23 protein-coding genes and 1 pseudogene are annotated in these 26503 nt (G+C 66.3%); 13 read left to right on the top strand and 11 right to left on the bottom strand.

Annotation, left to right across the window (positions count from 1 at the left end):
- Window positions 1-63: 63 nt before the first annotated feature.
- On the top strand, window positions 64-1476 hold the full coding sequence (locus tag ACM0O9_RS14850) for a TPM domain-containing protein (RefSeq protein ID WP_065179379.1): 1413 nt from the start codon (window positions 64-66) through the stop codon (window positions 1474-1476).
- Window position 1477: 1 nt separating this feature from the next.
- On the opposite strand, the gene ACM0O9_RS14845 is transcribed toward ACM0O9_RS14850, so the two are convergent.
- The 3 genes from ACM0O9_RS14845 to ACM0O9_RS14835 are packed head-to-tail and all read right to left on the bottom strand — an operon-like array spanning window position 1478 to window position 4124.
- The gene (locus ACM0O9_RS14845) at window positions 1478-2149 is read right to left on the bottom strand and encodes a VOC family protein (protein ID WP_139727902.1); all 672 of its coding nucleotides are present in this window, start codon (window positions 2147-2149) and stop codon (window positions 1478-1480) included.
- 54 nt (window positions 2150-2203) lie between these two features.
- Window positions 2204-3283 carry an alpha/beta hydrolase family protein gene (locus ACM0O9_RS14840; protein WP_065197209.1) on the bottom strand — a complete coding sequence of 360 codons (1080 nt, stop codon included), beginning with the start codon at window positions 3281-3283 and terminating at the stop codon, window positions 2204-2206.
- Between the two features lie 13 nt (window positions 3284-3296).
- The gene (locus ACM0O9_RS14835) at window positions 3297-4124 is read right to left on the bottom strand and encodes an AraC family transcriptional regulator (protein ID WP_065186578.1); all 828 of its coding nucleotides are present in this window, start codon (window positions 4122-4124) and stop codon (window positions 3297-3299) included.
- Between the two features lie 200 nt (window positions 4125-4324).
- On the opposite strand from ACM0O9_RS14835, the gene ACM0O9_RS14830 reads away from it, so the two are divergent.
- On the top strand, window positions 4325-6727 hold the full coding sequence (locus ACM0O9_RS14830; protein WP_414603672.1) for a TonB-dependent receptor plug domain-containing protein: 2403 nt from the start codon (window positions 4325-4327) through the stop codon (window positions 6725-6727).
- Window positions 6727-8028 (top strand): aminotransferase class V-fold PLP-dependent enzyme, encoded by a 1302-nt coding sequence (locus tag ACM0O9_RS14825; protein WP_065186576.1) that lies wholly within the window; start codon window positions 6727-6729, stop codon window positions 8026-8028. Before ACM0O9_RS14830 ends, ACM0O9_RS14825 begins: the two co-directional genes overlap by 1 nt.
- Here the strand turns inward: ACM0O9_RS14825 and ACM0O9_RS14820 are convergent.
- From ACM0O9_RS14820 to ACM0O9_RS14805, 4 genes and pseudogenes are all read right to left on the bottom strand, one after another.
- Window positions 8026-9531 (bottom strand): annotated as a pseudogene (locus tag ACM0O9_RS14820) (aminotransferase-like domain-containing protein); the annotation flags it as partial. The gene ACM0O9_RS14825 and the pseudogene ACM0O9_RS14820 overlap by 3 nt on opposite strands.
- A 9-nt stretch (window positions 9532-9540) precedes the next feature.
- Window positions 9541-10140: a DUF6436 domain-containing protein gene (locus ACM0O9_RS14815; RefSeq protein ID WP_053497371.1), complete on the bottom strand. Its 600-nt coding sequence runs from the start codon at window positions 10138-10140 to the stop codon at window positions 9541-9543.
- Window positions 10140-10418: a hypothetical protein gene (locus ACM0O9_RS14810; RefSeq protein WP_414603673.1), complete on the bottom strand. Its 279-nt coding sequence runs from the start codon at window positions 10416-10418 to the stop codon at window positions 10140-10142. The genes ACM0O9_RS14815 and ACM0O9_RS14810 overlap by 1 nt, the downstream gene beginning before the upstream one ends.
- Window positions 10419-10473: 55 nt before the next feature.
- Window positions 10474-11889, bottom strand: coding sequence for an aminotransferase-like domain-containing protein (locus ACM0O9_RS14805; RefSeq protein WP_065179383.1), 1416 nt, complete (start codon window positions 11887-11889; stop codon window positions 10474-10476).
- A gap of 183 nt (window positions 11890-12072) precedes the next feature.
- Here ACM0O9_RS14805 and cyoA point away from each other — a divergent pair, with 183 nt between their 5' ends.
- The 5 genes from cyoA to ACM0O9_RS14780 are packed head-to-tail and all read left to right on the top strand — an operon-like array spanning window position 12073 to window position 16618.
- Window positions 12073-12978, top strand: a complete 906-nt coding sequence (cyoA, locus tag ACM0O9_RS14800) for a ubiquinol oxidase subunit II (RefSeq protein ID WP_095378935.1) — start codon at window positions 12073-12075, stop codon at window positions 12976-12978.
- A 5-nt stretch (window positions 12979-12983) separates the two neighbouring features.
- Window positions 12984-14960, top strand: a complete 1977-nt coding sequence (cyoB, locus tag ACM0O9_RS14795) for a cytochrome o ubiquinol oxidase subunit I (RefSeq protein ID WP_065197203.1) — start codon at window positions 12984-12986, stop codon at window positions 14958-14960.
- A complete protein-coding gene (cyoC, locus tag ACM0O9_RS14790; RefSeq protein WP_005420033.1) occupies window positions 14957-15592 on the top strand; it encodes a cytochrome o ubiquinol oxidase subunit III in 636 nt (211 codons plus the stop codon). The genes cyoB and cyoC overlap by 4 nt, the downstream gene beginning before the upstream one ends.
- Window position 15593: 1 nt before the next feature.
- On the top strand, window positions 15594-15926 hold the full coding sequence (gene cyoD / locus ACM0O9_RS14785) for a cytochrome o ubiquinol oxidase subunit IV (protein WP_006399830.1): 333 nt from the start codon (window positions 15594-15596) through the stop codon (window positions 15924-15926).
- Window positions 15927-15937: 11 nt separating this feature from the next.
- Window positions 15938-16618, top strand: a complete 681-nt coding sequence (locus ACM0O9_RS14780; RefSeq protein ID WP_065179386.1) for an SCO family protein — start codon at window positions 15938-15940, stop codon at window positions 16616-16618.
- Between the two features lie 104 nt (window positions 16619-16722).
- Here the strand turns inward: ACM0O9_RS14780 and ACM0O9_RS14775 are convergent, their stop codons facing one another.
- Window positions 16723-17301 carry a hypothetical protein gene (locus ACM0O9_RS14775; protein WP_032954609.1) on the bottom strand — a complete coding sequence of 193 codons (579 nt, stop codon included), beginning with the start codon at window positions 17299-17301 and terminating at the stop codon, window positions 16723-16725.
- Window positions 17301-19067, bottom strand: coding sequence for a S8 family serine peptidase (locus ACM0O9_RS14770; protein WP_065179387.1), 1767 nt, complete (start codon window positions 19065-19067; stop codon window positions 17301-17303). Before ACM0O9_RS14770 ends, ACM0O9_RS14775 begins: the two co-directional genes overlap by 1 nt.
- Before the next feature lie 251 nt (window positions 19068-19318).
- Between ACM0O9_RS14770 and ACM0O9_RS14765 the strand changes: the two genes are divergently transcribed.
- The 3 genes from ACM0O9_RS14765 (at window position 19319) to ACM0O9_RS14755 (ending at window position 21581) form a co-directional block, all read left to right on the top strand.
- A complete protein-coding gene (locus ACM0O9_RS14765) occupies window positions 19319-19729 on the top strand; it encodes a hypothetical protein (protein ID WP_231112026.1) in 411 nt (136 codons plus the stop codon).
- 108 nt (window positions 19730-19837) lie between these two features.
- On the top strand, window positions 19838-20278 hold the full coding sequence (locus ACM0O9_RS14760; RefSeq protein WP_041863928.1) for a DUF2231 domain-containing protein: 441 nt from the start codon (window positions 19838-19840) through the stop codon (window positions 20276-20278).
- Window positions 20271-21581: a PQQ-dependent sugar dehydrogenase gene (locus ACM0O9_RS14755; protein ID WP_065186567.1), complete on the top strand. Its 1311-nt coding sequence runs from the start codon at window positions 20271-20273 to the stop codon at window positions 21579-21581. The genes ACM0O9_RS14760 and ACM0O9_RS14755 overlap by 8 nt, the downstream gene beginning before the upstream one ends.
- Before the next feature lie 87 nt (window positions 21582-21668).
- Here ACM0O9_RS14755 and ACM0O9_RS14750 read toward each other — a convergent pair whose 3' ends face one another.
- A complete protein-coding gene (locus tag ACM0O9_RS14750; protein WP_049444347.1) occupies window positions 21669-22331 on the bottom strand; it encodes an exopolysaccharide biosynthesis protein in 663 nt (220 codons plus the stop codon).
- A gap of 149 nt (window positions 22332-22480) precedes the next feature.
- On the opposite strand from ACM0O9_RS14750, the gene yidA reads away from it, so the two are divergent.
- Entirely contained in the window at window positions 22481-23314 is an 834-nt protein-coding gene (gene yidA, locus ACM0O9_RS14745) for a sugar-phosphatase (protein WP_065179391.1), read from the top strand.
- Window positions 23315-23329: 15 nt separating this feature from the next.
- Here yidA and ACM0O9_RS14740 read toward each other — a convergent pair whose 3' ends face one another.
- Entirely contained in the window at window positions 23330-23863 is a 534-nt protein-coding gene (locus ACM0O9_RS14740; RefSeq protein WP_414603674.1) for a hypothetical protein, read from the bottom strand.
- A 300-nt stretch (window positions 23864-24163) separates the two neighbouring features.
- Between ACM0O9_RS14740 and ACM0O9_RS14735 the strand changes: the two genes are divergently transcribed.
- Entirely contained in the window at window positions 24164-26482 is a 2319-nt protein-coding gene (locus ACM0O9_RS14735) for a TonB-dependent receptor (protein ID WP_414603675.1), read from the top strand.
- Window positions 26483-26503: the final 21 nt, after the last annotated feature.

Below are 26503 nucleotides of genomic sequence, written 5' to 3'. Positions count from 1 at the left end.
ACATACACGGATGCCGTTTCGCATGATGCACAGCACGCCGCCATTGCAAGGCACGGCGTCCACATGAGCCGGGTGCTGCGGTGGCGCAACGCATGGCAGTGGGGAGGGCTGGCACTGCTGCTCTGGCTGTTGCCACTGCCAGTGCTGGCGGCGGTCCCGATTCCTGCGCTGGACGACCCGGTGGTGGACACCGCCAACGCGCTGTCCGCCAGCACCCGCGCAACGCTGCGCGAGCAGGCATTGCAGCTGCAGGCACGCAAAGGCGCGCAACTGCAGGTGCTGGTGGTGCCCAGTGTTGGCGATGACGGCATCGAAGCCTTTGCACAGCGTGTCTTCGACCAGTGGCAGCTGGGCCGCGCCGGTGTCGATGACGGGGTGTTGCTGCTGGTGGCGGTGCAGGACAGGCGCGTACGCATCCAGACCGGCTATGGCCTGGAAGGCACCATTCCCGATGCCTATGCCGCGCGCATCATCGACAAAGCGATCGTGCCGCGCCTGCGCGAAGGAGACCTGGACCGGGGCATGCTGGACGGCAGCAAGGTGCTGGTGGCGCTGATCGATGGCGAGCCGCTGCCGCCCGAGCAGGATTCATCCGCACGCAACCTGTTGCCAGCGGATTGGCGTACAGGGGATTCGGTCGTTGCCCTGACGTTGCTGGTGGGGTTCCTGGCCGGTCTGTGGCGATCACCGCCGCGCCTGCTGGCCATCAGGACCGAGGCCGAGTCCAGCGGTAAACGCCGTGAGCGGCGGCGCAAGGCACTGGCAGCCAATGCGGCAGTGCCCAGGCCGAATTGGCCGACCTTGCCTGCCTGGGGCAGGCCGTTGCTGGTAACGGCGGTGATGGCCGCTGGGTTGGTTTCGGCGACGCTGCTGCTGCCGCGGCATGTGCTGCCTGCGCTGTTCTTCGTGCTGTTACCGGCCGTACCGGTGGCGGCGCTGCTGGGGTGGTGCTGGCGTCGCAGCCGTGGTGTGCGCATCGTGCTGTCCGGCATGTTGGCCGTCAGTATCGGTTTCTTCATGGTGATGCTGGTCCGTGGTCAGTTGCCGCCCAGCCTTGCCCTGCACACGTTGCTCAACCTGGCGGTCGCCATTGCCGCCATGCTGGTGTTCTTCCTGGTGCAGGCCGGCCGCGCGCGCTGGCGGAAGAACCGCAACAGCTTCGCCGTGCGCCTGGTGGTGCTGGTGCTGTTGACCGGCGGCTATGCGCTGGGCGCGCTGCTGGCCATCGACCGGGCCGGCGACGAGAACGCACGCGTTTTGGCGACGATCGTGTCCTGCGCAAGCACGCTGTTCCTGTACTTCATCTGGGTGTTCACCCTGCTGCCCGGCGAAAAAGCACGCAGCGGACAAAGGTCGTCCCAAGGCTACCGTTCCTCGTCCAGCACCTCGTCGTCGAGTTCGTCCTCGAGCAGTTCCGGCGGCTGGTCCGGTGGCGGTGGTCGCAGCGGCGGTGGCGGCGCTTCGGGCAGCTGGTAGCTCAGGCCGCCCACACCCGCCAGCCCAGCGTCGCATCGCGCAGCTCGCCGCTGCCGCTCACATCACCCATCTGCAGCTGCACGCCCTGCGCATTGGGCAGGTCTTTCTGCTCGGGGAACCAACGACGGTCGGCGGCGACGATGATCAGCAGGCCCTCGTCGTCGCCCACCGGTGCGAACTGCGGCGAAGGCGGGCTGATCGGCTGCAGGCCGAAGCGCTGGCTGGACTGTTCGCGCACCGCATCGACATCGTGGCTGGGCAGGCCAACCTCGCTCAGGCAGGTCAGCTCGCTGCCATGGAAAGCGCCTGCGCGCGTGCTGACTGGCAGACGGCGCCGGCCGATCAACTCGAGGATCAGGCCGTCGGGACCGGTGAAGTACACCGACTGCGACTGCCAGCTGCTCTCCAGCGCAAAGTAATCCAGGCCCTCAGGATTACGTTGCAGCGGGGTACGTTCGCGCAACCAGGCCATCGCCTCGCTGAAGCGGTTGTCCGGTACGTTGAAGGCCAGGTGCACGCCACCGATGGGGTGATCACCCGCCGCCTGCAGTTCGATCGTGCTCCAGCCGATGTGCACATGGTTGCCGACCACGCGCTGCTGCAGCACATCGTGGAAATACGCGGCGACGGTGGCGACGTCGGACACCGGCAGGGTGAGGTGAAGCAGGCGCATGACCGATTCTCCATGGACGCGCTCACTGTAACGCTGGGGCCTGCCCGGCGGCCACTAGCGCAGTGAATGGTTGAAGAATCGTATTGCTGCGTCCACTGCCTGCGCGTGGGTCTGCGCCTTCGGCACCGACGTCCTGCACAGGTCCTGCAGCCGCCGCTGTCCGGTCGGGGTGCATGCGGCGAGGAAATCGTAATGGCCGACACCGGGCAGCGCCTGCAGTGCAGCGCCCGCAATCACCGCACGCGCAGCCTCGCCATTGCTCTGCGGTGGCGCAACCGTGTCAGCCTCGCCCAGTACGATCGACACGGGCTGTTCCAGCGAGGAGAGCTGCTCGGGCGCAAAGGCCTGCACGATTGCCGGTGCCAGCAGGAACACCGCGCGCACGCCGGGAATGGCGCGAGCGTCGTTGGCGTGGGACATCCACGGCGACAGCTCGGGCGACGCCGCAGCGGCAACACGCGCCTCCATCGTGTGCGTGGCCGCTTCCTGCTGGGGCCGGCAGACGCCGTCATCCGGATGCGCCGTGCAGAAGGCCAGCAGTCGCTGCAGGTCCGGTCGCGCACCGGCCGCCACCAGTGCGGTGTAGCCGCCGGCCGAGAATCCGGCGACCCCCAGGCGCTCAGGATCGACATGCGGGCCCAGCACCGGATCGGCCTGCACAGCCGCCAGTGCGGCACGCAGGTCATCGGCGCGCAGCCAGATCAGTACGCTGCCGGGCAGGGTCATGCTGTCAACGCCGTTGTTGCCCGGATGATCGACTGCGATCACCAGATAGCCTGCCCGCGCCAACGCGGTGCCCAGCCAGCCCATCATGCGCGCGCTGCCGCCGTTGCCATGGGAGAGCAGCAAGGTCGGCAGGCGATCACCGGCGACCGGCGCATCCCTGGACGACCGGCCGACGTCGAACAGCGGCGCGTCGGGTGGACCGATGGTCAGCGCGGTTTCCCGGCTGCCTGCAGGTGCCGGATACCAGACCGTGTAGCGCAGCGCGTCACGGTGCTCTGCGTCGCGCACGGCGGCGCTGGCCAGCGTCGTCGTGCCGTGGCGCTCGCCGGCGACGCCGCTTTCGCGGGCGGCGCCGACGCTCGCGAACGCCAGCAGCATTCCTCCCAGCACAGCAGCGGTCATGCGCATCTTCAACTCCTTGTCAGTGGTGACGGTCGTCGACGGGCAGCCAGATCTCCACGCCGCCGTTGCCGCTGTGCTCGTCGAACCGGGCGTCGTAGCGCTCCAGGTCCGGCGCATCGGCAAGGCTCAGGTTGGACGCAGGGAGATAATGATCCAGCAACCAGAACCAGGTCGAGCGGATGGCCGAGATGTGTCCGCCGTGCCAAGCCACCAGGTAGCGGCGCGCCGGAATGTCCACGCGTCGCCAGTGCGCAGGCACGCTCGGCACCGTGCTTGCCGGTAGTGCCGCAATGTAGTCGAAGCCACCATCGTCATCACTGTTGCAGCACACGCCGAAGCTGATCGGCGCCGGCATCGGCCATTCGCGGTTGAGCTGCGCCCACTGGCCAGGAATCGCGCCACCACTGTCGCGGGTATGCCGCATGCCGATGCCGGCCACCTGGAACGCGGGCGTCTCAAGCAGGCGGGGCGCTTCAATGCAGGCGGACGGGGCCTCGTCCACGCGGATCGCCTGCACCAGCGCCAGCCCATCGGTGCCCTGTTCGCGTACGCGCTCCGGCGTCTGTCCGAACTGTTCGCTGAAGGCACGCGTGAAGGCTGCATGGGTGGTATAGCCGGCACCCAGCGCCACCTGCAGGATGTCGTTGGCGCCGTTGGCCAACTGCTGCGCGGCAGCGGTCAGGCGGCGCCCGCGCAGGTAGCGCACCACCGGGGTGCCGGTGCGGGCCTGGAACAGACGTGACAGATGAAACGGCGACAGGCCGGCCGCAGCGGCAATGTCGGCCAGCGCCAAGGGCTGGTCCGCATGGGTTTCGATGTACCACAACGCCTTGCCTGCCGCGCTCATCCTGCCGTTCCCCGGATCCAATGCCGGCACAGTAGCGGATCGGCAGGCGCGGCGTTTAGCAGTTCTTGCGCCTGTGCGGATTCAAGCTGTCGTACTGACGTCATGCCTCCTTCACACATCGCGCCGAGACTGCGCGCCTTGTCCAGGCCTGTTGTGTGCGCACAGGTGCTGGCCCTGTCGCGTCCTCCCGGAGCCCTGCCGTGCATCGTTCGAAGCTTTCGCGTTCCATCCTCCTTGCCCTTTCCATGGCCAGCGCAGGAGGCGCGATCGCAGCGGAAGCCGATGCGGTCGATGCCGCCGGCGGCAGCCGCGCCGCGCCCACCCAGCTCGACGCGATGCTGGTCACCGGTACCCGCGCGTCCAACCGCACCCAGTTCGAAACGCTGGCGCCGGTGGACGTGTTCAGCAAGGAAGACATCACGTCCGTCGAATCCACCGACCTGAAGGACGTGCTGGCCCAGCTGGTGCCGTCGTTCGTGGTGCAGCGCCTGCCGATGGCGGACGGCCAGGTGTTCGTGCGTCCGGCCACGCTGCGTGGCCTGTCGCCGGACCAGACCCTGGTGCTGGTCAACGGTCGCCGCTTCCATCGCAGCGCGCTGCTCGGCAACCGCGGTGCGCAGGCGGCTGATCTGGCACAGATTCCCACCAGCGCGATCAAGCGCATCGAGGTGCTGCGTGATGGCGCGTCGGCGCAGTACGGCTCGGATGCCATCGCCGGTGTCATCAACATCATCCTCGAAGAGGGGCCCGGCACCGAGATCACCGCCGGCTATTCGCAGTACGCGCAGGGCGACGGTGCCTCGCGCGATTTCAGTGCGCGCACCGGCTGGTCGCTGGGCGACTATGGCAGCCTGGTGCTGTTCGCCGAATCGTCCAACTCAGACGCCACCTCGCGCACGCGCCAGCGCCCGGATGCGATCGCCTTCCAGGCTGCACATCCGGAGCTGGACGTGCCCAATCCGGTGCAGCGCTGGGGCCAGCCGGAACTGGAAAGCCGCCGCGTCGGCTTCAACGTGAAGGCCCATGCCAACGACACGCTGGAGCTGTATGCGTTCGGCCTGTACAGCCACAGCGATGGTGTCAGCGATTTCAACTGGCGCAACCCGGACACCACCACCGGCGCCTACCGCACCACGGCGATCTTCCCGGGCTGGAACCTGCGTTCGATCTATCCGGTGGGCTTCAGCCCGCAGTACGGCAACACGCAGAACGACCTGCAGCTGGTCGTCGGCCTGCGTGGCGAGATCACGCCGAAGCTACGCTGGGATGTCAGCGCGTCGTATGGCCGCAACGCCATCGACTACAGCCTGAAGAACTCCATCAACGCTTCGCTCGGCCCGGCCAGCCCGACCGCGTTCGATCTTGGCCGCCTGACCCAGACCGAAAAGAACGCCAACGCCGACTTCAACTACGAATGGGACGTGGCCGCGCTGTCCCAGCCGATCAACGTCGCCTTCGGTGGCGAGTTCCGCCAGGAGACCTATCAGGTGCGTGCCGGTGACCCCGCCTCGTACGCCGTGGGTCCTGGCGCGGCTGCAGGCCTGGAGGCAAATTCCAATGGCGCGCCCGGCTTCTCGGCCAGCCAGGCCGGGCAGTGGAGCCAGCGCAGCAGGGCCGCCTACGTGGACATGGAAGTGCCGCTGGGCGAGCGCTGGAGCATCGGTGCGGCCGGCCGCTACGAGGACTTCTCCAGCTTCGGCAGCACGCTGGACGGCAAGCTCTCGGCGCGCTTCGCGATCACCCCGGACGTGGCCCTGCGCGGCACCGTGTCCAGCGGCTTCCGTGCACCGACGCCGGCGCAGCTCAACACCACCAGCACCACCCAGGGGTTGGATACGCGCACGCTGCAGATCTTCACCAGTGGCCGCCTGTCGCCGAACGATCCGCTGGCGCAGCTGCTCGGCGCCAGGCCGCTGAAGCCGGAACAATCGCGTACCGCGTCGCTGGGCCTGACCTGGCGCACCGACCTGGGCCTGTCCGGCTCGGTGGATGTCTACCAGATCAAGCTCAGCGACCGCTTCAGCCAGTCGGCCAGTTTCGCCATTCCGGCCGGTACGCCCAATCCGCTGGGCTATACCTCGGTGAACTATTTCACCAACGACTTCGATACCACCACCACCGGGGTGGACGTGGTCGGCAACTACCTGCGCGACCTCGGCGCCGGCCGCATGACGCTGACCCTGGCCTACAACTACAACCGCACCCGCGTGGACAATGGCAGCACCTCGGTGGCCACCAACGAGACCCAGCGCGTGCTGTTCGAGGATCGCCTGCCCGAGCACAAGGGCAGCCTGACCGGCAGCTGGGACATCGGCGCCTGGTCGCTGATGGCACGCATGCGCTACTACGGCGCCTGGACCGATTCCAGCGGCAATGCAGTGGGCGATATCTACCAGCGCTTCGGCGCGATGAGCTTCCTCGACCTGGCCGTTGGCTATCGCATCAACGAACATCACAGCCTGCGCGTCGGTGCCGACAACGTATTCGACCGCTATCCGGACGAAGCCACCTTCCAGGCCAGTCGCGGCCTGGTCTACTCGCGCAACGCGCCATACGACACCGACGGTGCCAACCTGTACGCACAGTACCGGCTGAGCTTCTGATGGACCCGGCCCGCCGCTCCCTGTTGCGTGCCGGCGCCTTGCTGCCGGCCGCAGCCGCACTTTCTTCACTGCCGGCCATGGCTGCCACGCGTTACGCTGCGTCCATGCAGATTCCCGCAACGACCGTGGCGCCGGACGTGCTGGCCCGCGATGAAAACTACTGGGCCGCCGTGGCCAGCCACTTCGATGTCACCGACGAAGTGAACCATCTGGAGAACGGCTACTGGGGCGCGATGGGCCGCGAGACGCTGGCCAGCTACCAGCGCCACACCGCTGAAGTGAACCGAGGCAATGCCTGGTATGGCCGTCATGCGTTCCCGGCGCAGTACATGGCGGTGCAGCGGCAGGTGGCCGAACTGCTGGGCGTGGGCGCCGACGAGATCGCACTCACCCGCGGTGCCACCGAGGCGATGCTGGCGCTGATCGGCGGCTACAACCGCCTGCAGCCTGGCGACCAGGTGCTGTACGCCGACATCGACTACGACAGCATGATCGGCGCGATGCGCTGGCTGCAGCAGCGCCGCGGCGTGCAGGTCGAGCGCATCGCGCTGCCGGCCGTGCCCGACCATGCGCAGATCCTGCAGGCCTACGAGGCCGCGTTCGCGCGGCTGCCACGCCTGAAACTGGTGCTGCTGACCCAGGTCAGCCATCGCCATGGGCTGGTGCTGCCGGTGGCCGAAATCGCTGAACGTGCGCGCGCACGCGGCATCGACGTGATCGTTGATGCAGCACACGGGTTTGGCCAGATCGACTACGCGGTGCCGCAGCTGAAGTCTGATTTCGTCGGCATCAACCTGCATAAGTGGATCGGTGCGCCGGTCGGCGTCGGCGCGATGTATGTGCGCAAGGGCCGCGTTGCGGACCTGGACCCGTACATGGGCGAGACCGACGATGGCCGCGTGGGCAGCCGTGTGCACACCGGTACGGTCAACTTCGCCGCTTACCTGGCGCTGCCGGAAGCGATCGCGCTGCACCAGCGCATCGGCGCAGCCAACAAGCAGGCGCGCCTGCGCTACCTGCGCGAGCGCTGGACCGTGCCTGCGCGGCAGATGGCGCATATCGAAGTGCTGTCGTCGCCTGATCCGGCGCTGGCCAGCGCATTGGCCAGCTTCCGCCTGCGCGGCCACACCTCGGTAGAACAGAATCAGGCACTGCAGAAGCGCTTGCTGGATGAGCATCGGATCTTCACCACCCATCGCGATGGCCTGGAGTCGGGTGCCTGCGTGCGGGTGACACCGTCGGTGTTCACCCGGCCGGCGCAGATGGATGTGCTGGTACAGGCGCTGGTGGCATTGGGGTAGTGCCGGCAGCGCGTCCGACAACAACAACCGGTCAATCCGCCGCAACGCGCTCTCCAGCTGCCGTCGGTCCGCCGCCAGCCCCAACGACAGCCGCACGCCGTGCTGATGCTGCACCCCGGGCGGACAGAACGCCGATGAAGGAGCGATGGCCAGCCCCTGCAGCTGCGCGGTACGCACCAGCGTGGCGTCGGTCCATGGCGCTGGTACCCTGCACCAGGCGTGCAGGCCTTCGGCGCGCAGCAGCAGCGACGGCGCCAGCAGGCAGCGGGCCATGCGCACGCGCTCGCGCGCCTCGGCACGCACCTGCGCCAGCAGCGATTGTGCCGAACCATCCAGCAACAGTTGGCTGGCCAGCGCCGACACCAATGGATGGCCCATCAGCCGCGTCGCCCGCAGCGCGGCGGTCATCGCCTCGGCATGCGCGGCACTCGGGCAGCGCACGAAGGCGGTGCGCAGGCCCGGGCTGATCACCTTCGACAGCGTCGCCACATGGAACACGTGGCGCGGTGCCAGCATCGCCAGGGGTACCGGCGCCTCTTCGGCAAGGTGCCAGTACGGATCATCCTCGATCGCCAGTAGGCCTTCACTCTCCAGCACACGCGCCAGCGCTTCGCGCCGCTGCAACGGCAACGTTAGCGCGGTCGGGTTCTGGCAGGTGGGGTTGAGATAGAGCAGCCGCGCGCCACTCCCGCGTGCCTGCTGCAGCAGCGCTTCAGGGCACATGCCGTGTTCGTCGCAGTCCACCGGCAACAGCCGCCGGCCAAGCGCCGCTGCGGCCTGCAGCAGGCCCGGATAGACCAGCGCATCGCACAGGATCGCGTCGCCATCGCGGCCCTGGCTGAGCAGGATCGCGGCCAGCGCCACCTGGGCGCCTTCGGTCAGTAGCAGGCAGGCATCGTCCACCGTGCCCAGCATCGGTTGCAGCCAGCGCGCTGCCGCATGGCGGTCGGTCGGGTTACCGCCGCCCAGGTGGTAGGTCATCAGGTTCGGTGCATTGCTGCGCGCAAGCACGGCGGCGGCGCCGCGGCGCAGGGTCTCGGCCAGCGCGTCGGCATCGGGTACCGGTGGCACGTTCATGCTCAGGTCCACCACCTGGTCGAAGCCAGCCTTGGGTGGTGCGATGAAACTGCCTTGTGGCCCACGCGCTTCGATCAGGCCGCGCTTGCGCGCTTCATCGAATGCCCGCGTTACCGTGGTCAGGTCGACGCCGAGCTGCTGCGCCAACGCGCGCTGCGAGGGAAGGCGCTGCCCCGGTGCAAGACCACCGCGACGCACCGTGCGCTCCAGCGAATTGACGATGCGCAGATAGATCGGCCCGTTGTGCGCGAGCACGTCCTGCATCCATTCGCGCGCTGCGACATCCGGTCGCGGCATGTACGGAGCATGTCGGGGCGTATCGTTGCTTCCAACGGCGGGAGCCTGTCCATAACCATCGGTCGGTTCGGACAGGTGACCGCCGTTGTTGTTTGCGGCGGCCACGCCACCCAGAGCCAGTGATGTCATTGCGCGTCCTCAGCGCTTGGCCTGCCACGGGCAGTAACAGCCCACGGCAAGCAGTCCTTTCGGGCGCACGGATTCGCCGCGCACCAGTCTGTCCAGCAGCGGTTCGACGAAACTGTTGGCCGAGTTGCAGACCATGCCGATGCTGTACGGCCCGGCGTAGGCCAGATGGCCCTGCCGGTCCCAGATCGCCACGGCAGGGCTGGCCGGAATGTGCTCGATGCCATCGATGGTCGGCAGGTTGATCACCTTGTTGCGCAGCGGCTCGGGCAGTTCGCCCTGCGTGCCAGGGCGACGGATCGCGTAGAAGTCGATGCCGGCGCGGCGGTACATGCTGATCAGGTAGCTCAGGTGCGCACCAGTCTCGCGGTTGCACACGCCGCAGGCCGGGTCCCAGAAATGCACCACGCGGATGCGGCCGGTATTACCGGCCAGATCGGCCGGCAGGCGCAGCTGCGAGTCGTCGAAGACGATGGCCTGTTCGGTGAACGTGGACTGCGCGCTGTAGCCGAAGTACTGCCACAGCGCCGCCGCCACGCCGGCCATGAACAGGCAGGCGAGGGCGATCATCGTCGGCAGCAACCAGCGGCGACGCGGCGCGGCTGCGCCCATCAGGACGCGTCCCCGCCGAACTTGTGTACGTACTGCTTGCGCATCTCGCGGCAGGAATCGGCCTGCGCCCGGCGCTGGATCTCGCTACGCGACGGATCCTCGCTGCGCTGCACGCATTGCTCGATGGCGTGGCGTTCGGCGGCCTGCACATCCACGGTCTGCGGCTGCAGGCAGACCCAGGCCAGCACAGCCAGCATCAACCCCACAAAGCCACCGCAGCCGGCCATCACCAGGTGGAACTTCAGTTTCTCCGCGCGCATCGAGGCACGTCCCTTCATCCATACATTGCATACAAAATATCATTTTGTATGGATGTGGGGCCATGCGTCCGGTTCAGACGATGGCGTTGTGCCGGGCCTCGGGGGCTTCAGACAGGATTTCATTCAGCTTGGCCAGGGCCCCGGCCAGCGCGCCCTGGTCGACCGCGCCGCCCAGTGACAGGCGGATCGCGTTGCCCGGAGGCGGTTCTTCCACGCTGAAGGCGTCGGAACTGGCGATGCCCAGCCCCTGTTCCTGCGCGGCCTGGATCAGCCGGTACTGGTCCAGCCGTGGCGGCAGCGGCAGCCACACATGCAGGCCGGCCGGATGGGCCTGGGCACGGGACGGCAAGTACTGCGCAGCAATCGCCTGGCGCTCGCGCAGCTCCTGCTGGAAGCGCTGCACCATGTCCTGGGCCTTGCCGCTGCGGATCCACTGCGAGGCCACCGCCACCATCGACTGGGTCGGCATCAGCGCGATCGCACGCAGGGCGTCCAGCACCGGTTCCATCGGTTCGCCGGCCGGCACCACCAGGTAGGCGGTGCGCAGGCCCGGTGCCAGGCACTTGGACAGGGTGGAGATGTAATACACCGGGCAGCCGGCGTCGCGGTGGGCGGCCAGCGGCGGTGCGGCGTCCCCGGCCAGCAACCAGTAGGGATCGTCTTCGATCACGGTCAGATCGTGGCGCTTGGCGACCGCCAACAGGGCCTGCCGGCGTTGTGCCGACATCGTTGCCGTGGTCGGGTTCTGGATGGTCGGTACCAGGTACAGCAGGCGCGGGCGGCGCAGCTGGCAGGCTTCTTCCAGCGCATCGGGCAGCATGCCTTCGGCGTCCATCGCCACCGGCACCACACCCCGCTGCAGCACGCGCGCGGCGGCCAGCAGGCCCGGGTAGGTCAGCTGCTCGGCGGCAATCAGCTCGCCCGGCTGGGTGCAGGCCAGGATCAGTGCACACAGCGCGGTCTGCGCACCGGGACAGATCACCACCTGGTCGGCGCCCACCGTGCCCAGCATCGGCGCCAGCCACTGCACCGCGGCGGCGCGGTCCTCGCGGGTACCGGCGCCGACGTGGTAGCTCATCAGTTCGCCCTGGCCCAGCTGCTGGCCCACGTGCTGGAAACCGGCCTCCATACCCTGCGCGAACGGCGCACTGCCCAGCAGCGGCGGGATGTTCATGCTCAGGTCCACCGAGGTGCTGCGGTTGCCGGCCGACAGCGCGATGAAGGTGCCGCCGGCGCCCTGCGCGTCGAGCAGGCCGGCCTGGCGCAGCTCGGCGAACGCCCGGGTAACCGTGGTCAGGTCCACGCCCACCTGCTGGGCCAGGTCGCGCTGCGGCGGCAGGCGGTCGCCCGGGCGCAGCACGCCGTCATCCACCGCCTCGCGCACCTGCTGGGCAATCTGCAGGTACAGCGGGCCTGCGCCCTCGCGGAAGGGGCGAACCCAGGTGCGATTGGGGTGTTTCAGGCGGCGGCCGGCGGCAGGTGGCGTCATCGGTCAGGCTTTTCCATACGTGCAGATGTACAATTCCATACAATGATGTATTTTGTATGGGCTTGATTGGAGTGGTTCGCCCTCTTGTAGGCGACCTCGTACCCACAGTGTAGCCGCTCCACGCCCGGGCGCTGCGCGCAGGCGAGCCGGTCAAGCGCGCTTCTTCAACAGGGTTGACCTCCAATGAATATCTGCTGGAACCGCATCCGCCTGGCGCTGGTCGCCCTGGCCTGCGTCGGCCTGTCGGGCTGTGACTGGGTGCTGCTGGATTCGAAGGGCATGGTCGGGCTCGCCCAGCGCGACCTGATCCTGATCTGCATCGGCCTGATGCTGATCGTGGTGATACCGGCCATTGTGCTGACCTTCGTATTCGCCTGGCGCTTCCGCGCCGGCAACACCCAAGCGAAATACACGCCGGACTGGTCGCACTCCACCAAGGTGGAGATCGTGGTCTGGGGCGTGCCGCTGCTGATCATTGCCGGCCTGGCGGTGATCGTGTGGAAGTCGACCCACGAACTGGACCCGTACAAGCCGCTGGACGTGGCCGGTGAACCGCTGCACGTGGACGTGATCGCCACCGACTGGAAATGGGTGTTCGTATACCCGGACCTGGGCATCGCCACGGTCAACCAGCTCAACTTCCCGGCCAACCGCCCGCTGGCGTTCAACATCACCTCCAACTCGACGATGAATACCTTCTTCATCCCGCAGCTGGGTGGGCAGATCTACGCGATGGCGGGCATGCGCACGCAGCTGCACCTGATCGCCAACGAGCCTGGCCAGTTCCGTGGCATGTCCGGCAACTACAGCGGGCATGGCTTCTCGAACATGAAGTTCATTGCCACCGCCAGCAGCAACGAGGACTTCGAGCGCTGGGTGGCCGAGGTACGCAGCGCGCCACAGGCGCTGGATTTCAACCAGTTCAAGGCGCTGGCCGCGCCGTCGAAGAACGCACCGGTGCAGCACTTCTCCAGTGTTGAACCGTTGCTGTTCAAGAAGGTCATCGACCAGTTCATCGGCGTCGGTGAGAACACCGCTGCGGCTACCCCGGCGGGCGCTGCCGGCGGTGCCCAGGTTTCCCAGGAGTAACGAACATGTTGGGTAAATTGACGTGGGAGGCCGTGCCGCTGCACGAGCCGATCGTCGTGGTCACCTTGGTGGCCATGGTGCTGGGTGGCCTCGCGCTGCTTGGCGCAGTGACGTACTTCAAGCTGTGGGGCCCGCTGTGGCGTGACTGGTTCACCACCGTGGACCACAAGAAGATCGGCATCATGTACGTGGTGGTGGCGCTGGTCATGCTGGTGCGTGGCTTCGCCGACGCGCTGATGATGCGCGCGCAGCTGGCCGCGGCCGGGCCGGGCAGTGACGGCTTCCTGCCACCGGAGCACTACGACCAGATCTTCACCGCACACGGCGTGATCATGATCTTCTTCGTGGCCACCCCGTTCGTGGTCGGCCTGATGAACATCATCGTGCCGCTGCAGATCGGCGCACGCGACATGGCGTTCCCGTTCCTCAACGCCTTCAGCTTCTGGATCTTCGTGGTCGGCGCCGCGCTGATGATGATCTCGCTGGGCGTTGGCGAATTCGCCATGACCGGCTGGGTGGCTTATCCGCCGCTGTCGGGCATCGAGTTCAGTCCAGGCGTGGGCGTGGACTACTACATCTGGGCATTGCAGGCCTCGGGCATCGGCACCTTGCTGACCGGCGTCAACCTGTTCATCACCATCCTGCGCATGCGTGCGCCGGGCATGACTCTGATGAAGATGCCGGTGTTCACCTGGACCGTGCTGGTCACCAGCGTGATCATCATCGCCGCCTTCCCGATCCTGACCGTGGCGCTGGGCGCGCTCACCCTGGACCGCTACCTGGACTTCAACTTCTACACCAACACGCTGGGTGGCAACCCGATGATGTACGTGAACCTGGTGTGGGCCTGGGGCCATCCGGAGGTGTACATCCTGGTGCTGCCGGCGTTCGGCATCTTCTCTGAAGTCACCGCCACGTTCGCGCGCAAGAAGCTGTTCGGCTACAAGTCGATGGTCGGTGCAACGCTGGCGATCGGCATCCTGTCGTTCATCGTCTGGTTGCACCACTTCTTCACCATGGGTTCCGGTGCCAGCGTCAACGCCTTCTTCGGCATCATGACGATGATCATCGCCATTCCCACCGGCGTGAAGATCTTTACCTGGCTGTTCACCATGTACGGTGGCCGCGTTGAGTTCAGTGTGCCGATGCTGTGGACCATTGCCTTCCTGGTCACCTTCACCATCGGTGGCATGACCGGCGTGCTGCTGGCCATTCCGGGAGCGGACTTCCTGCTGCACAACAGCCTGTTTCTGGTTGCGCACTTCCACAACACCATCATCGGTGGCGCGCTGTTCGGCTACCTGGCCGGCTTCGCGTACTGGTTCCCGAAGGTGTTCGGCTTCACCCTCAACGAGCGCCTGGGCAAGTGGTCGTTCGCGTGCTGGGTGATCGGCTTCTACCTGGCCTTCATGCCGCTGTATATGCTGGGCTTCATGGGCATGACCCGCCGCATGAACCAGTACGACAACCCGGCGTGGACGCCGTACCTGATCGCCGCCTTCATCGGCGCGCTGTTCGTGTTCGCGGGCATCATCCTGATGCTGGTGCAGATCTACGTGAGCGTGCGCGACCGCAAGCGCAACCTGGACCTGACCGGCGACCCGTGGAACGCACGCACGCTGGAATGGGCCACGCCGTCGCCGCCGCCGTTCTACAACTTCGCCGTGGTGCCCAAGGCCGACGAGCTGGACGCCTTCCATGAAGCGAAGAAGCGCGGCCTGCCGCCGCCGCCGAAGAAGTACGCGCCGATCCACATGCCGAAGAACACCGGCGTACCGGTGATCCTCAACATCTGGATCCTGGTGCTGTGCTTCGCCCTGGTCTGGCACATCTGGTGGATGGCCGCGGCCAGCTTCATCGCGATGATCGTCACCCTGATCGTGCGGTCCTACGACGAGGACGTGGACTACTACGTCAGTTCCGAAGAGGTGGCGCGCACTGAAGCGGCCAACCTTGCCAAGCTGAAGGAGGTACGCGCATGAACCTGTTGACCCGCCCCGAGCTGGCCAGCGACACGCAGGCGCACGAGGACCATCACGAACACGACCACAGCCACGAGCAGGGCGGCATGAAGGTGTTCGGCATGTGGGTCTACCTCATGTCCGACCTGGTGCTGTTCGGTTCGCTGTTCGCCTCGTATGCGGTGCTCAGCACCGCCTATGCCGGCGGCCCCACCGGCAAGGAGCTGTTCTCGTTGCCGTTCGTGATGGCCGAGACCTTCCTGCTGCTTGTGTCCAGCATCACCTACGGCCAGGCCGTGCTGGCGATGCATCGCCACGATGCGTCGGCGGTGCTGCGCTGGCTGGGCGTGACCTTCGTGCTCGGTGCCTCGTTCATCGGCATGGAAATCTACGAGTTCTCGCACCTGATCCACGAAGGCGCAGGCCCGAGCACCAGTGCCTACCTGTCGGCGTTCTTTGCGCTGGTCGCCACCCACGGCCTGCACGTCGCCAGCGGCCTGATCTGGATGGCGGTGGTCATGCACCAGGTCTACCGCCGTGGCCTGACCCCGACCAACATCACCCGCGTTTCGTGCCTGAGCCTGTTCTGGCACTTCCTGGACCTGGTGTGGATCTGCGTCTTCACCTTCGTCTACCTGATCGGAGCCTTCTGACATGGCCCACGTCGAAACCTCGCGCGCCGGCAATGCGCACGGCTCCACCAAGTCCTACCTGATCGGTTTCGTGCTGTGCGCGCTGCTGACCGTGGTGCCGTTCGCGCTGGTGATGAACCCGGTGCTGTCGCGGCCGCTCACGCTGTTCCTGCTGGTCGGCTTCGCGGTGGCACAGATCCTGGTGCAGCTGGTCTATTTCCTGCACATGGACCGCAAGTCCGAAGGCGGGTGGAACCTGGCCAGCTTCGTGTTCACCCTGGTGATCCTGTTCATCGTCGTCGCGCTGTCGGTCTGGATCATCTGGAGCATGCACTACCACATGATGATCAACTGAGCCTGCGAACCGTGAACGGCATTGCGTTCCCCCATCGTGGCCTGCGGCTGGCCGCAGGCCTGCTGCTCGGCCTGCTGGCCGGCTGTAGTGCGCAGTCGCGCATGGACTTCTATTCCAAGGACATTGCCTGCGAAGAACTTGGCCAACAGTGGTCGATGCCCGACAGCCACGGCACCGTGCGTGGCCCGAAGGACCTGCAGGGCCAGGTGACCTATCTGTTCTTCGGCTTCACCAGCTGCCCGGACGTGTGCCCGACCACCATGGTCGAGCTGAGCCAGGTCAAGCACCTGATGGGCAGGGATGCCGACCAGCTGCAGGTGGTGTTCGTCAGCGTCGACCCGGCGCGCGATACGCCGGAGGTTGCGCGCACCTATGTGGAAGCCTTCGATCCCAAGGCAATCGCGCTGGTCGGCAACGAAGCACAGCTGGCGGCGATGGCCAGCGACTTCAAGGCGTTCTACGAAAAGGAGCCCGGCCAGGTACCGGATACCTACACCATGAGCCACATCGCCGGTGGCTACGTGTTCGACCGCCAGGGCCGCCTGCGCCTGTTCGCGCCATACGGCATGCCGGTGGACAAGCTGTTCTCGGACGTGCAGCGCCTGCTGCTCGAACCCGGCCACCCGGCCGCCGGCAACGACGCACTGGCCAGCTGCCACCTCAAGCACAGCGGCACACTCGCCGCCCGCTGACGCCACCTCTACCGCGGTGGGTGCCGACCGTTGGTCGGCACACCCTGACATCAATCCCCCGGCCGGCCAGGAGAGCCAACCGGCCAGGGGCACCACTCAACGCCTTACTTGGTCTCTTCCCACTGCACCACGTCCGGCTCGGTCGCGCGGATACCGGCGGTGGACAGCAGCCTGGTGGTCGCATCCAGCGCCGCGTTCACCGACGGGTACTCCACGATGGCCTGGCCTGAAGCCTTGGAGACCTTCACCACGGTACCGCCAGTGGCGGCGGCTGCGCGCTGGGCCGAGGCTGCATCGGTGAAGAACACCTTGACCCGCGACGTCGCCACCACCGGCGCGCCGTCACGGGAGACCGCCGCCGCGAACTTGCCGGCACCGGCATCAGCAGGTGCCGCCGCTGCGCCATCCAGCGAACGCCTGGTACGCGAGCTGGTGGTCGCCGCCGCCTGCGGGGTGATCGTGAACTGGCCGCCGCTGGCCTGCTTCACCGTGGCCGAGGGGGACAGCTGGAAACGCGTGCCGCCTACATCGAACGCGCGGCCGGTAGCGGACGCCTTCAGTTCCTGCACATCCACGGTCGACAGGGTCCTGGCCGGAGGAGTCTGCCCCGAGCTCTGTGCCCAGGCAGGGGAGGTCATCGCCGCGAGGGCGAGCGTGCTCAACAGAATGGTGGTCTTCATCATCAGTGCCCCAGAACGCGGATCTTGAAGAATTCGAGGTTGCCGCGCGAAGCTGCGGTCGCGGCCTGCCCCATGTCGGTGACTTCCAGCGTCCAGGTGCCGCTGGCATTCTCATCCAGGAAGGCATTGCTGGACAGCAGGTCCCAGCTGGTGAAGTTGCTCTGCGCGCCACCCGTGCCCGAACCGATCGCGGTGAACGCCGGTTGCACCACGCTGCGGGTGCCGCTGGGCGACACCAGCACGAACTGCAGCTGGCGCGTGTTGCGGTGGTTGACCCGGAAGCCCAGCTGCACGCTTTCGATGTTGCGCGCGCCGTTGGCCAACTGGAAGGTCAGGCGTGCGGCGGCAGCCGAGGTGTTGCCGATGGCCACGGTACGCGTCGTGTTGCGCCAGCCACTGTCGACCAGCGGGCCCAGCGACTGGAAGTTCTCAGCGACCTGCACTGCACGCGCAGCGTTGACCACGCCGAAGCCATACCAGTTGCTGTAGGCACGGCCGGCAGCATTCACCGTCCAGCCCGGCACCAGCGTGCGCCCGTCGGCCAACGTCACCGCCGGCTGGTTCGGGTGGTTGCGGGTGGCGGTGGTGGCCAGGATGTACTTCACGTCGCGATAGGACAGGTTCGGATTGGCCTCCAGCACCAGTGCCGCCACGCCCGATACCATCGGCGCCGACGCCGAAGTGCCGTTCATCTTGGCGGTGTAGTTGCAGGTGCTGTCGATGGCCGACAGGTTGCTGTCCAGGGTGTTCTGGCGGTTGGTGTTCTTGTTGCTGCCCTGCGCGCACCCGGTCACGTCGGTGGTGACGATGGCCGGGTCGTACGCGCGTGCCACCAGGCCGGGCGCGTACTGCGCCTGCAGGCCGTACTCACCACCAAAGGCCGAAACCCACAGGGCCGAGCCGGTGGAGGAGTAAGACGAGCGCACGCCATCGGCGCGCACCGCGCCCACGGTGATCACGTTGAACAGGTTGTTGCGCGGATCACGGCCGGCCGGCACGCAGCCGGTGTTGCGGTTCTTGGTGTCGGTGGTGCAGACATCCTGGGTCTGGCTGATCGAGGCATTGTTGAAGTTGTTGCCGGCCGACTTCACGTAGATGCCGCCGCGGCCACCGCGCGTGCCCGACAGTGCCTGCTCGTACGAACGAATCGTGTTTTCGCTGTACGCCAGCGGCAGGTTTGGATTGCCCGGGCCGGCGCCCCAGCTGTTGTTGAACACCTGCACGTCGACCGATTCCGCGCCGTCCCACCAGGCGTACTCAATGTTGCTCTGCTGGTTGCCCAGGGCCGAGCGCGAAATCGGGTTGAAGCCCTTCAACGTCGCCGCCGGGGCCACACCGCGCACGCCCAGGTTGTTGGCGCCCACCGCGCCGGCGATGCCACCGACCATGGTGCCGTGGTTGTCGACATCCGGGTTGGTCGGGGTGGGGTTGTTCGAGCCATTGGTGAAGTTCTTGCCGGCCACCGCGGCCACGTTGGCCGCCAGGTCCGGATGCGCGATCTGCAGGCCGTCATCGACGATGGCGATGGTGACGCCCTGGCCGCGGATGCCGTTGCGGAACAGGCCATCCACGTTCAGATCGTTGCCGGCCACCGGCAGCGTGTCAGCCGGGACCGTCTGCCCGGTGTTGAGCAGGTGCCACTGTATTGCCGCCAGTGGATCGGCCTGTTGGGCCTGGGCAGTGACGGCCAGGCTGCCCAGTACCAAGGCAGTGGCGAGGGCCAGGCGCGCGGAGCGCGGTGGCGCGGTGCGTTGCGTGTGTCGCTTCATACACGAATCCTTCTGTTGTGAATCGGCATGGCAGGACGGCGGGGCGGAACTGCCCCATCGCAACGAGCCAAACGCGACACAACGAACAACCCCCTACCTCTTCACACCCGCAATGTGCGAATGTGCCAATTGCGTCACAAACACTTAGTACGTCAAGTTATGACGGGGCACTCGAATGCCTTCACGCCATCATCGCGTGCTTGCTTCGAGGTACGGGGAACGTGGGTAATCGCATGCAGGTGAAGTCACACATGAAGAAGGCACGCCAGCGTGCCCGTGCGCGCGTGGACCAGACCCCGCTCTCGGTTGCCGTCATCCGCAAGGTGGTGCTGTCCGTGCATACGCGCAGCCACGACTATGGCGACGATGCCGATATCAGCGAGTTGCTGCCCGAGCTGGCAGCCTTCGGCATCACCACGGTGAAACCGCTGCGCCTGTTGATGAAGAAGCATCGTCGCGCGCTGCTGCAGGAGGAACGGATCGTCATGCGACGCGCAGAGACGCTGCATCTGCGCACCGAGTGGCGGCCTGGTGGCATAGACGTGCACGCCAACACCAGCCGCTACGCCATCGGCGGCCTGGTCCGCACCAGCATGGAACACGAATTCGGCTTCGAGACGATGCTGCCCTTCCACGAGGTGCGCGAGGACGAATCCACTTAGCGCGGTGCCTGCGCGGAGGGTGTGGCAGCCCCGCCGGGGCATCATCGCGCGTCCTCACATCGCGCTGTGCTACTACAGCCCGTGCACCCTTCCGCACGGAGCACGATGATGGTCAATCCGCTCGCCCAGGCCCATCGCGGCCTCGGCACCACGCTGTTCAGCCTGTTGAACCCGATACCTTTCGGCTTCTTCGTCGGCGCACTGATCTTCGACGCGATCTATCTCAACAGCGCCGAGGTGATGTGGGGCAAGGCCGCTGCCTGGCTGATCACCTTCGGCCTGCTGATCGCCATCGTGCCGCGCCTGATCAACCTCTTCGCGGTCTGGCGCCGCAACGGTACCGCCACCCGCATCGACCGCATCGACTTCTTCCTCAACCTGGTCGCGGTGGTGCTGGCCATCTGGAACGCCTTCGTGCACAGCCGCGACGCGTACGCCGTTGCGGTGCCGGGCACGATCCTGTCGGCGTTGACCGTGGCCCTGATCGCCCTGGGCCTGATACTGCTGTCACTGCAGCCGCCGGTGCTGCAGGGAGGTCGTCATGGCTAAGCACATCCTGCCCACCGTGGGCGCCCTGGCGCTGGCCGTGATGCTGTCGGCCTGCGCCGGCAAGGCTGAATACCATCCCGCCGATCAGTCGGGCCCGCAGCCGCCGCTGCCCAAGCCGGCCAACTTCCTGATGCCGCCGATGCAGGTGCCCAAGGGCGTCGGCTGGACTGATGGGCAGACCCCCACGGTGGCCGAGGGCCTGAAGATCGAGCGCATCGCCGCCAACCTGCAGCATCCGCGGCGCCTGCTGACCCTGCCCAATGGCGATGTACTGGTGGTGGAAGGCAACGGCCCCGGTGAAGAACCGGTCACCACGCCCAAGCAGTGGATTGCCGGCAAGGTCAAAGCGCGCTCGGGCAAGGCCGGCAAGGGCGGGAACCGGGTCACCCTGCTGCGCCGCACGCCGGGAACGAACACGTGGACCCAGCATGTCTACATCGAGGGCCTGCATTCGCCGTTCGGCATCCAGCTGATCGGCGACACGCTGTACGTGGCCAACACCGGCAACATCATGCAGTACCACTATGTGCCCGGCGAAACCCGCATGTCGGACAAGGGCCGCGAGTTCACCGACCTGCCCAGCACCATCAACCACCACTGGACCAAGGAACTGCTGGCCAGCCGTGATGGCCGCAAGCTGTATGTGGGCGTGGGCTCCAACAGCAACATCACCGAGAACGGCCTGGCCGTCGAATACCGCCGTGCGGTGGTGCTGGAAGTGGACGTGGCCACCCGCGGCAGCCGCATCTACGCCTCGGGCATCCGCAACCCGACCGGGCTGGACTGGGAGCCGAGTACCGGGAAGCTGTGGGCGGTAGCAAACGAACGCGACGAGATCGGTGCCGACCTGGTGCCTGACTACCTTACCTCGGTGAAGGAAGATGGCTTCTACGGCTGGCCTTACAGCTACTACGGGCAGCACGTGGACGAACGCGTGCAGCCGCAGCGGCCGGACCTGGTGGCCAAGGCAATCGTGCCGGACTACGCCATCGGCTCGCACGTGGCACCCCTGGGCCTGTTGTTCTACACCGGACAGGCACTGCCGGCGCAGTACCACGGCGGCGCCTTCATCGGCGAGCACGGCAGCTGGGACCGCTCGCCGCTGAGCGGCTACGAAGTGGTGTATGTACCGTTCAAGGACGGCAAGCCGACCGGGCGCCCGCAGACCGTGGTGAGCGGCTTCGCCTCAAAGGACGAGAAGACCCTGATGGGCGCACCGGTGGGCATGGCCATGGACGCCGAAGGCGCGCTGCTGGTGGCCGACGACGTGGGCGACGTGGTGTGGCGGGTGTCGGCCAGGTAGTTCTGTAGAGCCGAGCCATGCTCGGCTTACGCGCGCAGCGCGGGGTTTCGCGTACAGGTCGAAGAGCAGCCGAGCATGGGCTCGGCTCTACAGTTCCGCAGTACTGCTGCGGAACCCGCTGAACACCGATTCCGCAGCAAACCCCACGCCGCCCAGCAGCACGCCGAAATACACCACTGTGGCCACCACGAAGCCATAACCGGCCGCCACCGCCGCGCCATCGCGCTGGATGAAACCGATGGCGAAGGACATCAGCGCCAGCGCCGGCAGCGTGTTGCTGAAGGGTATCGGCCCGGCCGGCGCCATCAACAGCAGGGTCGCGAACACCAGCATCAGGTTGTTCAGGCGCATCATCTTCTTCGAGCGCACCATCACCGCCAGCCGCATCGGCCGCGACAGCCGCTCCATGCGGTGCACCCATTTCAGCGCACGGCCGAGGTTGGCCTTCAGCTTGTCGGTGGCGATCTCGCGGCGGGCCAGCTTCTGTGGCACCCACAGCGGGCGGTTGCGCACCCGGCTCAGGCCGATCAGCAGGATCGAGGCGCCAAACACCGTACTCAGCCCGGGAATCGACACCGGAATGATGAAGATGGCCGAGAGCAGGATCACGATCAGCAGCAGGCCCTCATCGCCCAGCGCGCTGAGCAGGGTGCCGACGCTCACCTGGTCGCCGGGCAGCTCGTCGATCATCTGCTCGATCTGCTGGGCCAGGGGCGCGCTGTCATTGGTTTCAGGGGCACGGTAGGTCATGCGTCGCAAGGTTCTCCAGGGAAGGGCGGTCAAGGGGCCGTCCTGCGGTGGGGGACGCACAGGCTCCCGCAGTATCCCGGCCAACGTGGGCAAAGAGGTGAACCGGGCATGAGGGGGTAAACTGGCGTGCCCCGCACGAGTTGAACGCAATGGACATGGGCCGCCGGCAATCGACCATCGAACTGGTCGCCATCGACATGGATGGCACGCTGCTGGACCCGTCGCACCAGCTCACCTCCCGCGCCAGGAAGGCCATCGCGCAGGCGCGGGCGCTGGGCGTGCACATCGTGCTGACCAGTGGCCGCCCGGTTCCGGGCCTGGCGCCGTACCTGCACGAGCTGGGCATCACCGGCAACGACGACTACTGCATCGCCTGCAATGGCGGCCTGGTGCAGCGCATCGGCACGCGCGAAACCGTGGTCGAGTATCCGCTCAGCTTCGACGACTTCCTGTTCTGCGAGCACGTCGCCCGCGACCTGGGCGTGCACTTCCAGGCGCTGGACAGCCAGCGCATGTACACGCCCAACCAGGACATCAGCTACTACACCGTAGCCGACTCGCATCTTTCGCGGATGCCGCTGTCGTATCGTCGCGTGGAGGACATGGACCCATCGATGTCCTTCATCAAGCTGATGATGATCGACGCGCCGGACGTGCTGGATGCCGCCATCGCGCGCCTGCCCAGCGAACTGACCGAGCGCTTCGCGGTACTGAAGAGTGCACCGTTCTTCCTGGAAGTGTTCGACCACCGCGCCGGCAAGGGACCGAGCCTGCAGAAGCTGGCCGAGCACCTGGGCATCGACCGCGCCAATGTGATGGCCATCGGCGACCAGGAGAACGACCTGACGATGCTGCAGTACGCCGGTACCAGCGTGGCAATGGGCAATGCCATCGACGCGGTGAAGGCGGTGGCGCGGTTTGAGACCAGCAGCAATGCTGATGACGGCGTGGCGCGCGCCATTGAGACCTACGTATTGCGTTGAGGCGCCAAGCGGCGCTCAGCGCCTCAGGCCCAGCACGCAGTGCGGAGCATCGCGCTGGCTGCGGACGATGATCTCCTGCGCTCCTACGGTGAGCGAATGGTGCTGCTCGTGGTTCCGCGCGATCAATGGCGCACCATGGCTGGGTGGATAGATGAATGGCTGCAGGGTGTAACGCTTACCCAACCGCTCCAGTGGGAAGCATGGCGTATCCACGAACGTGACGAACAGGAGGCGGATGTCATCGTCCTTGCCGCGTATCACGCGATACTCCACATTGTCGATGGCATAGCCATCGGCGGTCAGCATCGGCTGTGACCGGTAGATGCGCGGTCCTGCATCCTTCTCAAAGGAAAACGGCGCGATGATGCCCAGCTCATGCAACTGGGCCGGGCTGATCGGCGACGGCGTGGTGACCAGCGCGTCGATCAGGGCATCCAGACGCTGTGGGGAACGCACTTCAACTCTGTCGTGCGATTGCGCAGTTTCCATGCACGAAAGCAGCGTCACGCCAACGATGGCTATTACTTTCCAGGTGGTCCAGCGGATCATCAAGGCTCCTGCCAATCCGGAATCGGGTATCTGAAGATACCGGACAGGACGATACCTGCGTATAGCCGCGCTGTACCACGGCGCAATGGCGGATGCGGCAGCGCGATGCAAGAATTTCGCACGTCGAAATCACGCCATCGAATCCTGCGGCAGATGATCGTCTTCGTCTGCTGACCGGCGCGCACCGCGCCGTCACCCTCTCAACGCAATCGCACTGCCAGCCAGGGCGCCGACACCGGCGCTGCAACGCGCTGGGCGTGCGCCTGCGCCGCTCTCTCCCTGCACCCTGGATCTGCTGCCATGAACACCCCACCCACGACACGCCTTGCCTTGGCGATCATCGCGGCCATCACCGCCCCTGCGTACGCCGCAGAAACGCACGATGCCGCGCACGACACGCCCACCACGCTCAATGCCCTGCAGGTCATCGCCGCGCCGCGTGGCGCGGCCGTGGCACCGACCCAGGTGGTTGGTCCCAACCGCTACATCATCAAGGCCGAAGACCTGGACGCGATGGTCACCGGCAACAACGGCCTGGCGATGCTGAGGCAGGTACCGGGCGCCAGCTACACTGCCACCGATGGGCTGGGCCTGGATATCTCGGCCACCAGCCTGTTCGTGCGCGGCTTCCGCATGAATGAAATGGGCATCACCTTCGAAGGCGTGCCGCTGAACGACAACGGCTTCCTCTCGCTTACCGGCACCAGCGTGGTGAACGTGGGCGTGCCCGATGGCATCGGCGCGATCACGGTCAGCCCCGGTGGCGCACCGGTCAGCGTGTTCTCCAGCAGCGTCAACGGCGGCAGCCTGGAGTACCGCCTGCGTGACCTGCAGGACACGCCCAGCCTGCGTTTGAAGCAGGGCGTGGGCAGCAACAGCACGTTGGTCACCACCGTATCCGGGCAGAGCGGCCAGCTCGGCGAGCAGGGCCCGAAAGTACTGGTCGACCTGCAGCGCGTGTCTGCCGACAAGTACCAGGGCGAGGGCACGCAGAACTTCCTGCGCGGCGACCTCAAGTTGCAGCAGGACGTCGCCTGGGGCGATGTCACCGTGTTCCTGTCCGACAGCAAGGCCAAGGTCTGGGGCTACAACAACATCTCCTTCGACATGATCCGCAAACTGGGCTGGAAGGCCGACATCTTCTATCCCGATTATGCGTGGGCGTGGTACGTGGCCTCGCCGGAGAATGCAGACAAGTCCTGCGGCGCCTACACCTGCGGCGAGCTTTCCGAACTGATTCCGTACGACACCGGCCAGATCACCCGCGACCGCGTGTCATCGATCAACCATCGCTTCCAGATCACCCCGGCGCTGAGTGGCAACGTGCAGCTGTACAACGCCAACAGCCACACCCAGGCCACGCTGACCGACCCGACCGTACCGTCACCCAACGGCGCACCGTTCTCCGAACAGGTGCAGACACCACGCCTCAACCGGCTGGGTGGCATGGTCAACCTGCAGTTCGAGACCGGCGCGCACACCTTCACCGCCGGCTTCTGGCAGGAGAAGAGCAAGGCCGCCGCCAAGACCGAGTGGTACCAGCAGCCACTGCTGGGCGAGGGCCCGCCATTGAAGGCCACCGGCCCGTTCGATGTGTACGGCCCCGCGTTCAAGACCGACAACGCATCGAGCTGGGTGACCCGCTCGCGCCAGTTCTACCTGCAGGACGACATCGTGCTGAACGACACGCTGAAGCTGGGCGTTGGTTTCAAGGCCGTGGACTTCCGCACCCGCGGCGGCGGCCTCGGCGATGCCAAGGACCGGCCGGTGAACGGCACGCTGCGCGCGAAGAGCAACTTCCTGCCGCATGTCTCGCTGTTCTGGAGCCCGACCGAATCCACCGATGCCTTCATCGACCTGGCCAATACCATGAACGGCTATCGCGTCGCTCAGCGCGGCAACATCGGTTACACCGCCTCGGCGTGGACCATCACCGACCAGGAAGAGTTCGACCGCGTAGCGGGTACCCTGCGTCCGGAAAAGAACTGGAACCTCACCGTGGGTGCATCGCATCGCTTCGACCGGCTGACGATCACCGGCGACGTGTTCTACAACGACATCCGCAACCGCCTGCTGTCGGCTGCCATCGGCACCCAGTTCGCACAGATCAACACCGTGCGGTTGATGCCGAAGATGCACGTGATCGGTGCCGACCTCGGCATCACCGCCGACCTGACCGACCACCTGCAGTTCTACCAGGGCGTGGCCGTGGCCCGTTCGTACTATGACAGCGATTTCGTGGTGGATGACACGGTGTACCCGATCAAGGGCAACGCCCAGCCGGGCTACCCGCAGATCTCGCTGGTCAGCGACCTGTCCGCCCACTTCGGTGACTGGCGCTTTGGTGCAACCAGCACCTCGTACCTGCGCCAGCCCTTCACCTACGAGAACGACATCCGCGTGCCCACGTTCTGGCAGGTCAACACCTACGCCGCTTACCGCTTCGGTGCGGACAGCGCCGTGCCCGGCCTGGAGCTGCGGCTGGACGTGAGCAACCTGTTCAACCGCCACAACATCGGCACCGCCACCATCGCCGGCTCGTCGTTCTCGGGGGATTACCAGACCCTGCAGCGCAGCGCGCCACGGCAGCTGATGTTCAGTACCTCGATGGCGTTCTGAGGCGACGAGGGCGGGGTCAGA

Source organism: Stenotrophomonas sp. FR012 (assembly GCF_047520565.2).
Classification (GTDB): Bacteria; Pseudomonadota; Gammaproteobacteria; order Xanthomonadales; family Xanthomonadaceae; genus Stenotrophomonas; species Stenotrophomonas sepilia.
The sequence above is the reverse complement of the archived record's forward strand: the minus strand, read 5'-3'. Positions and strand labels throughout refer to the sequence as shown.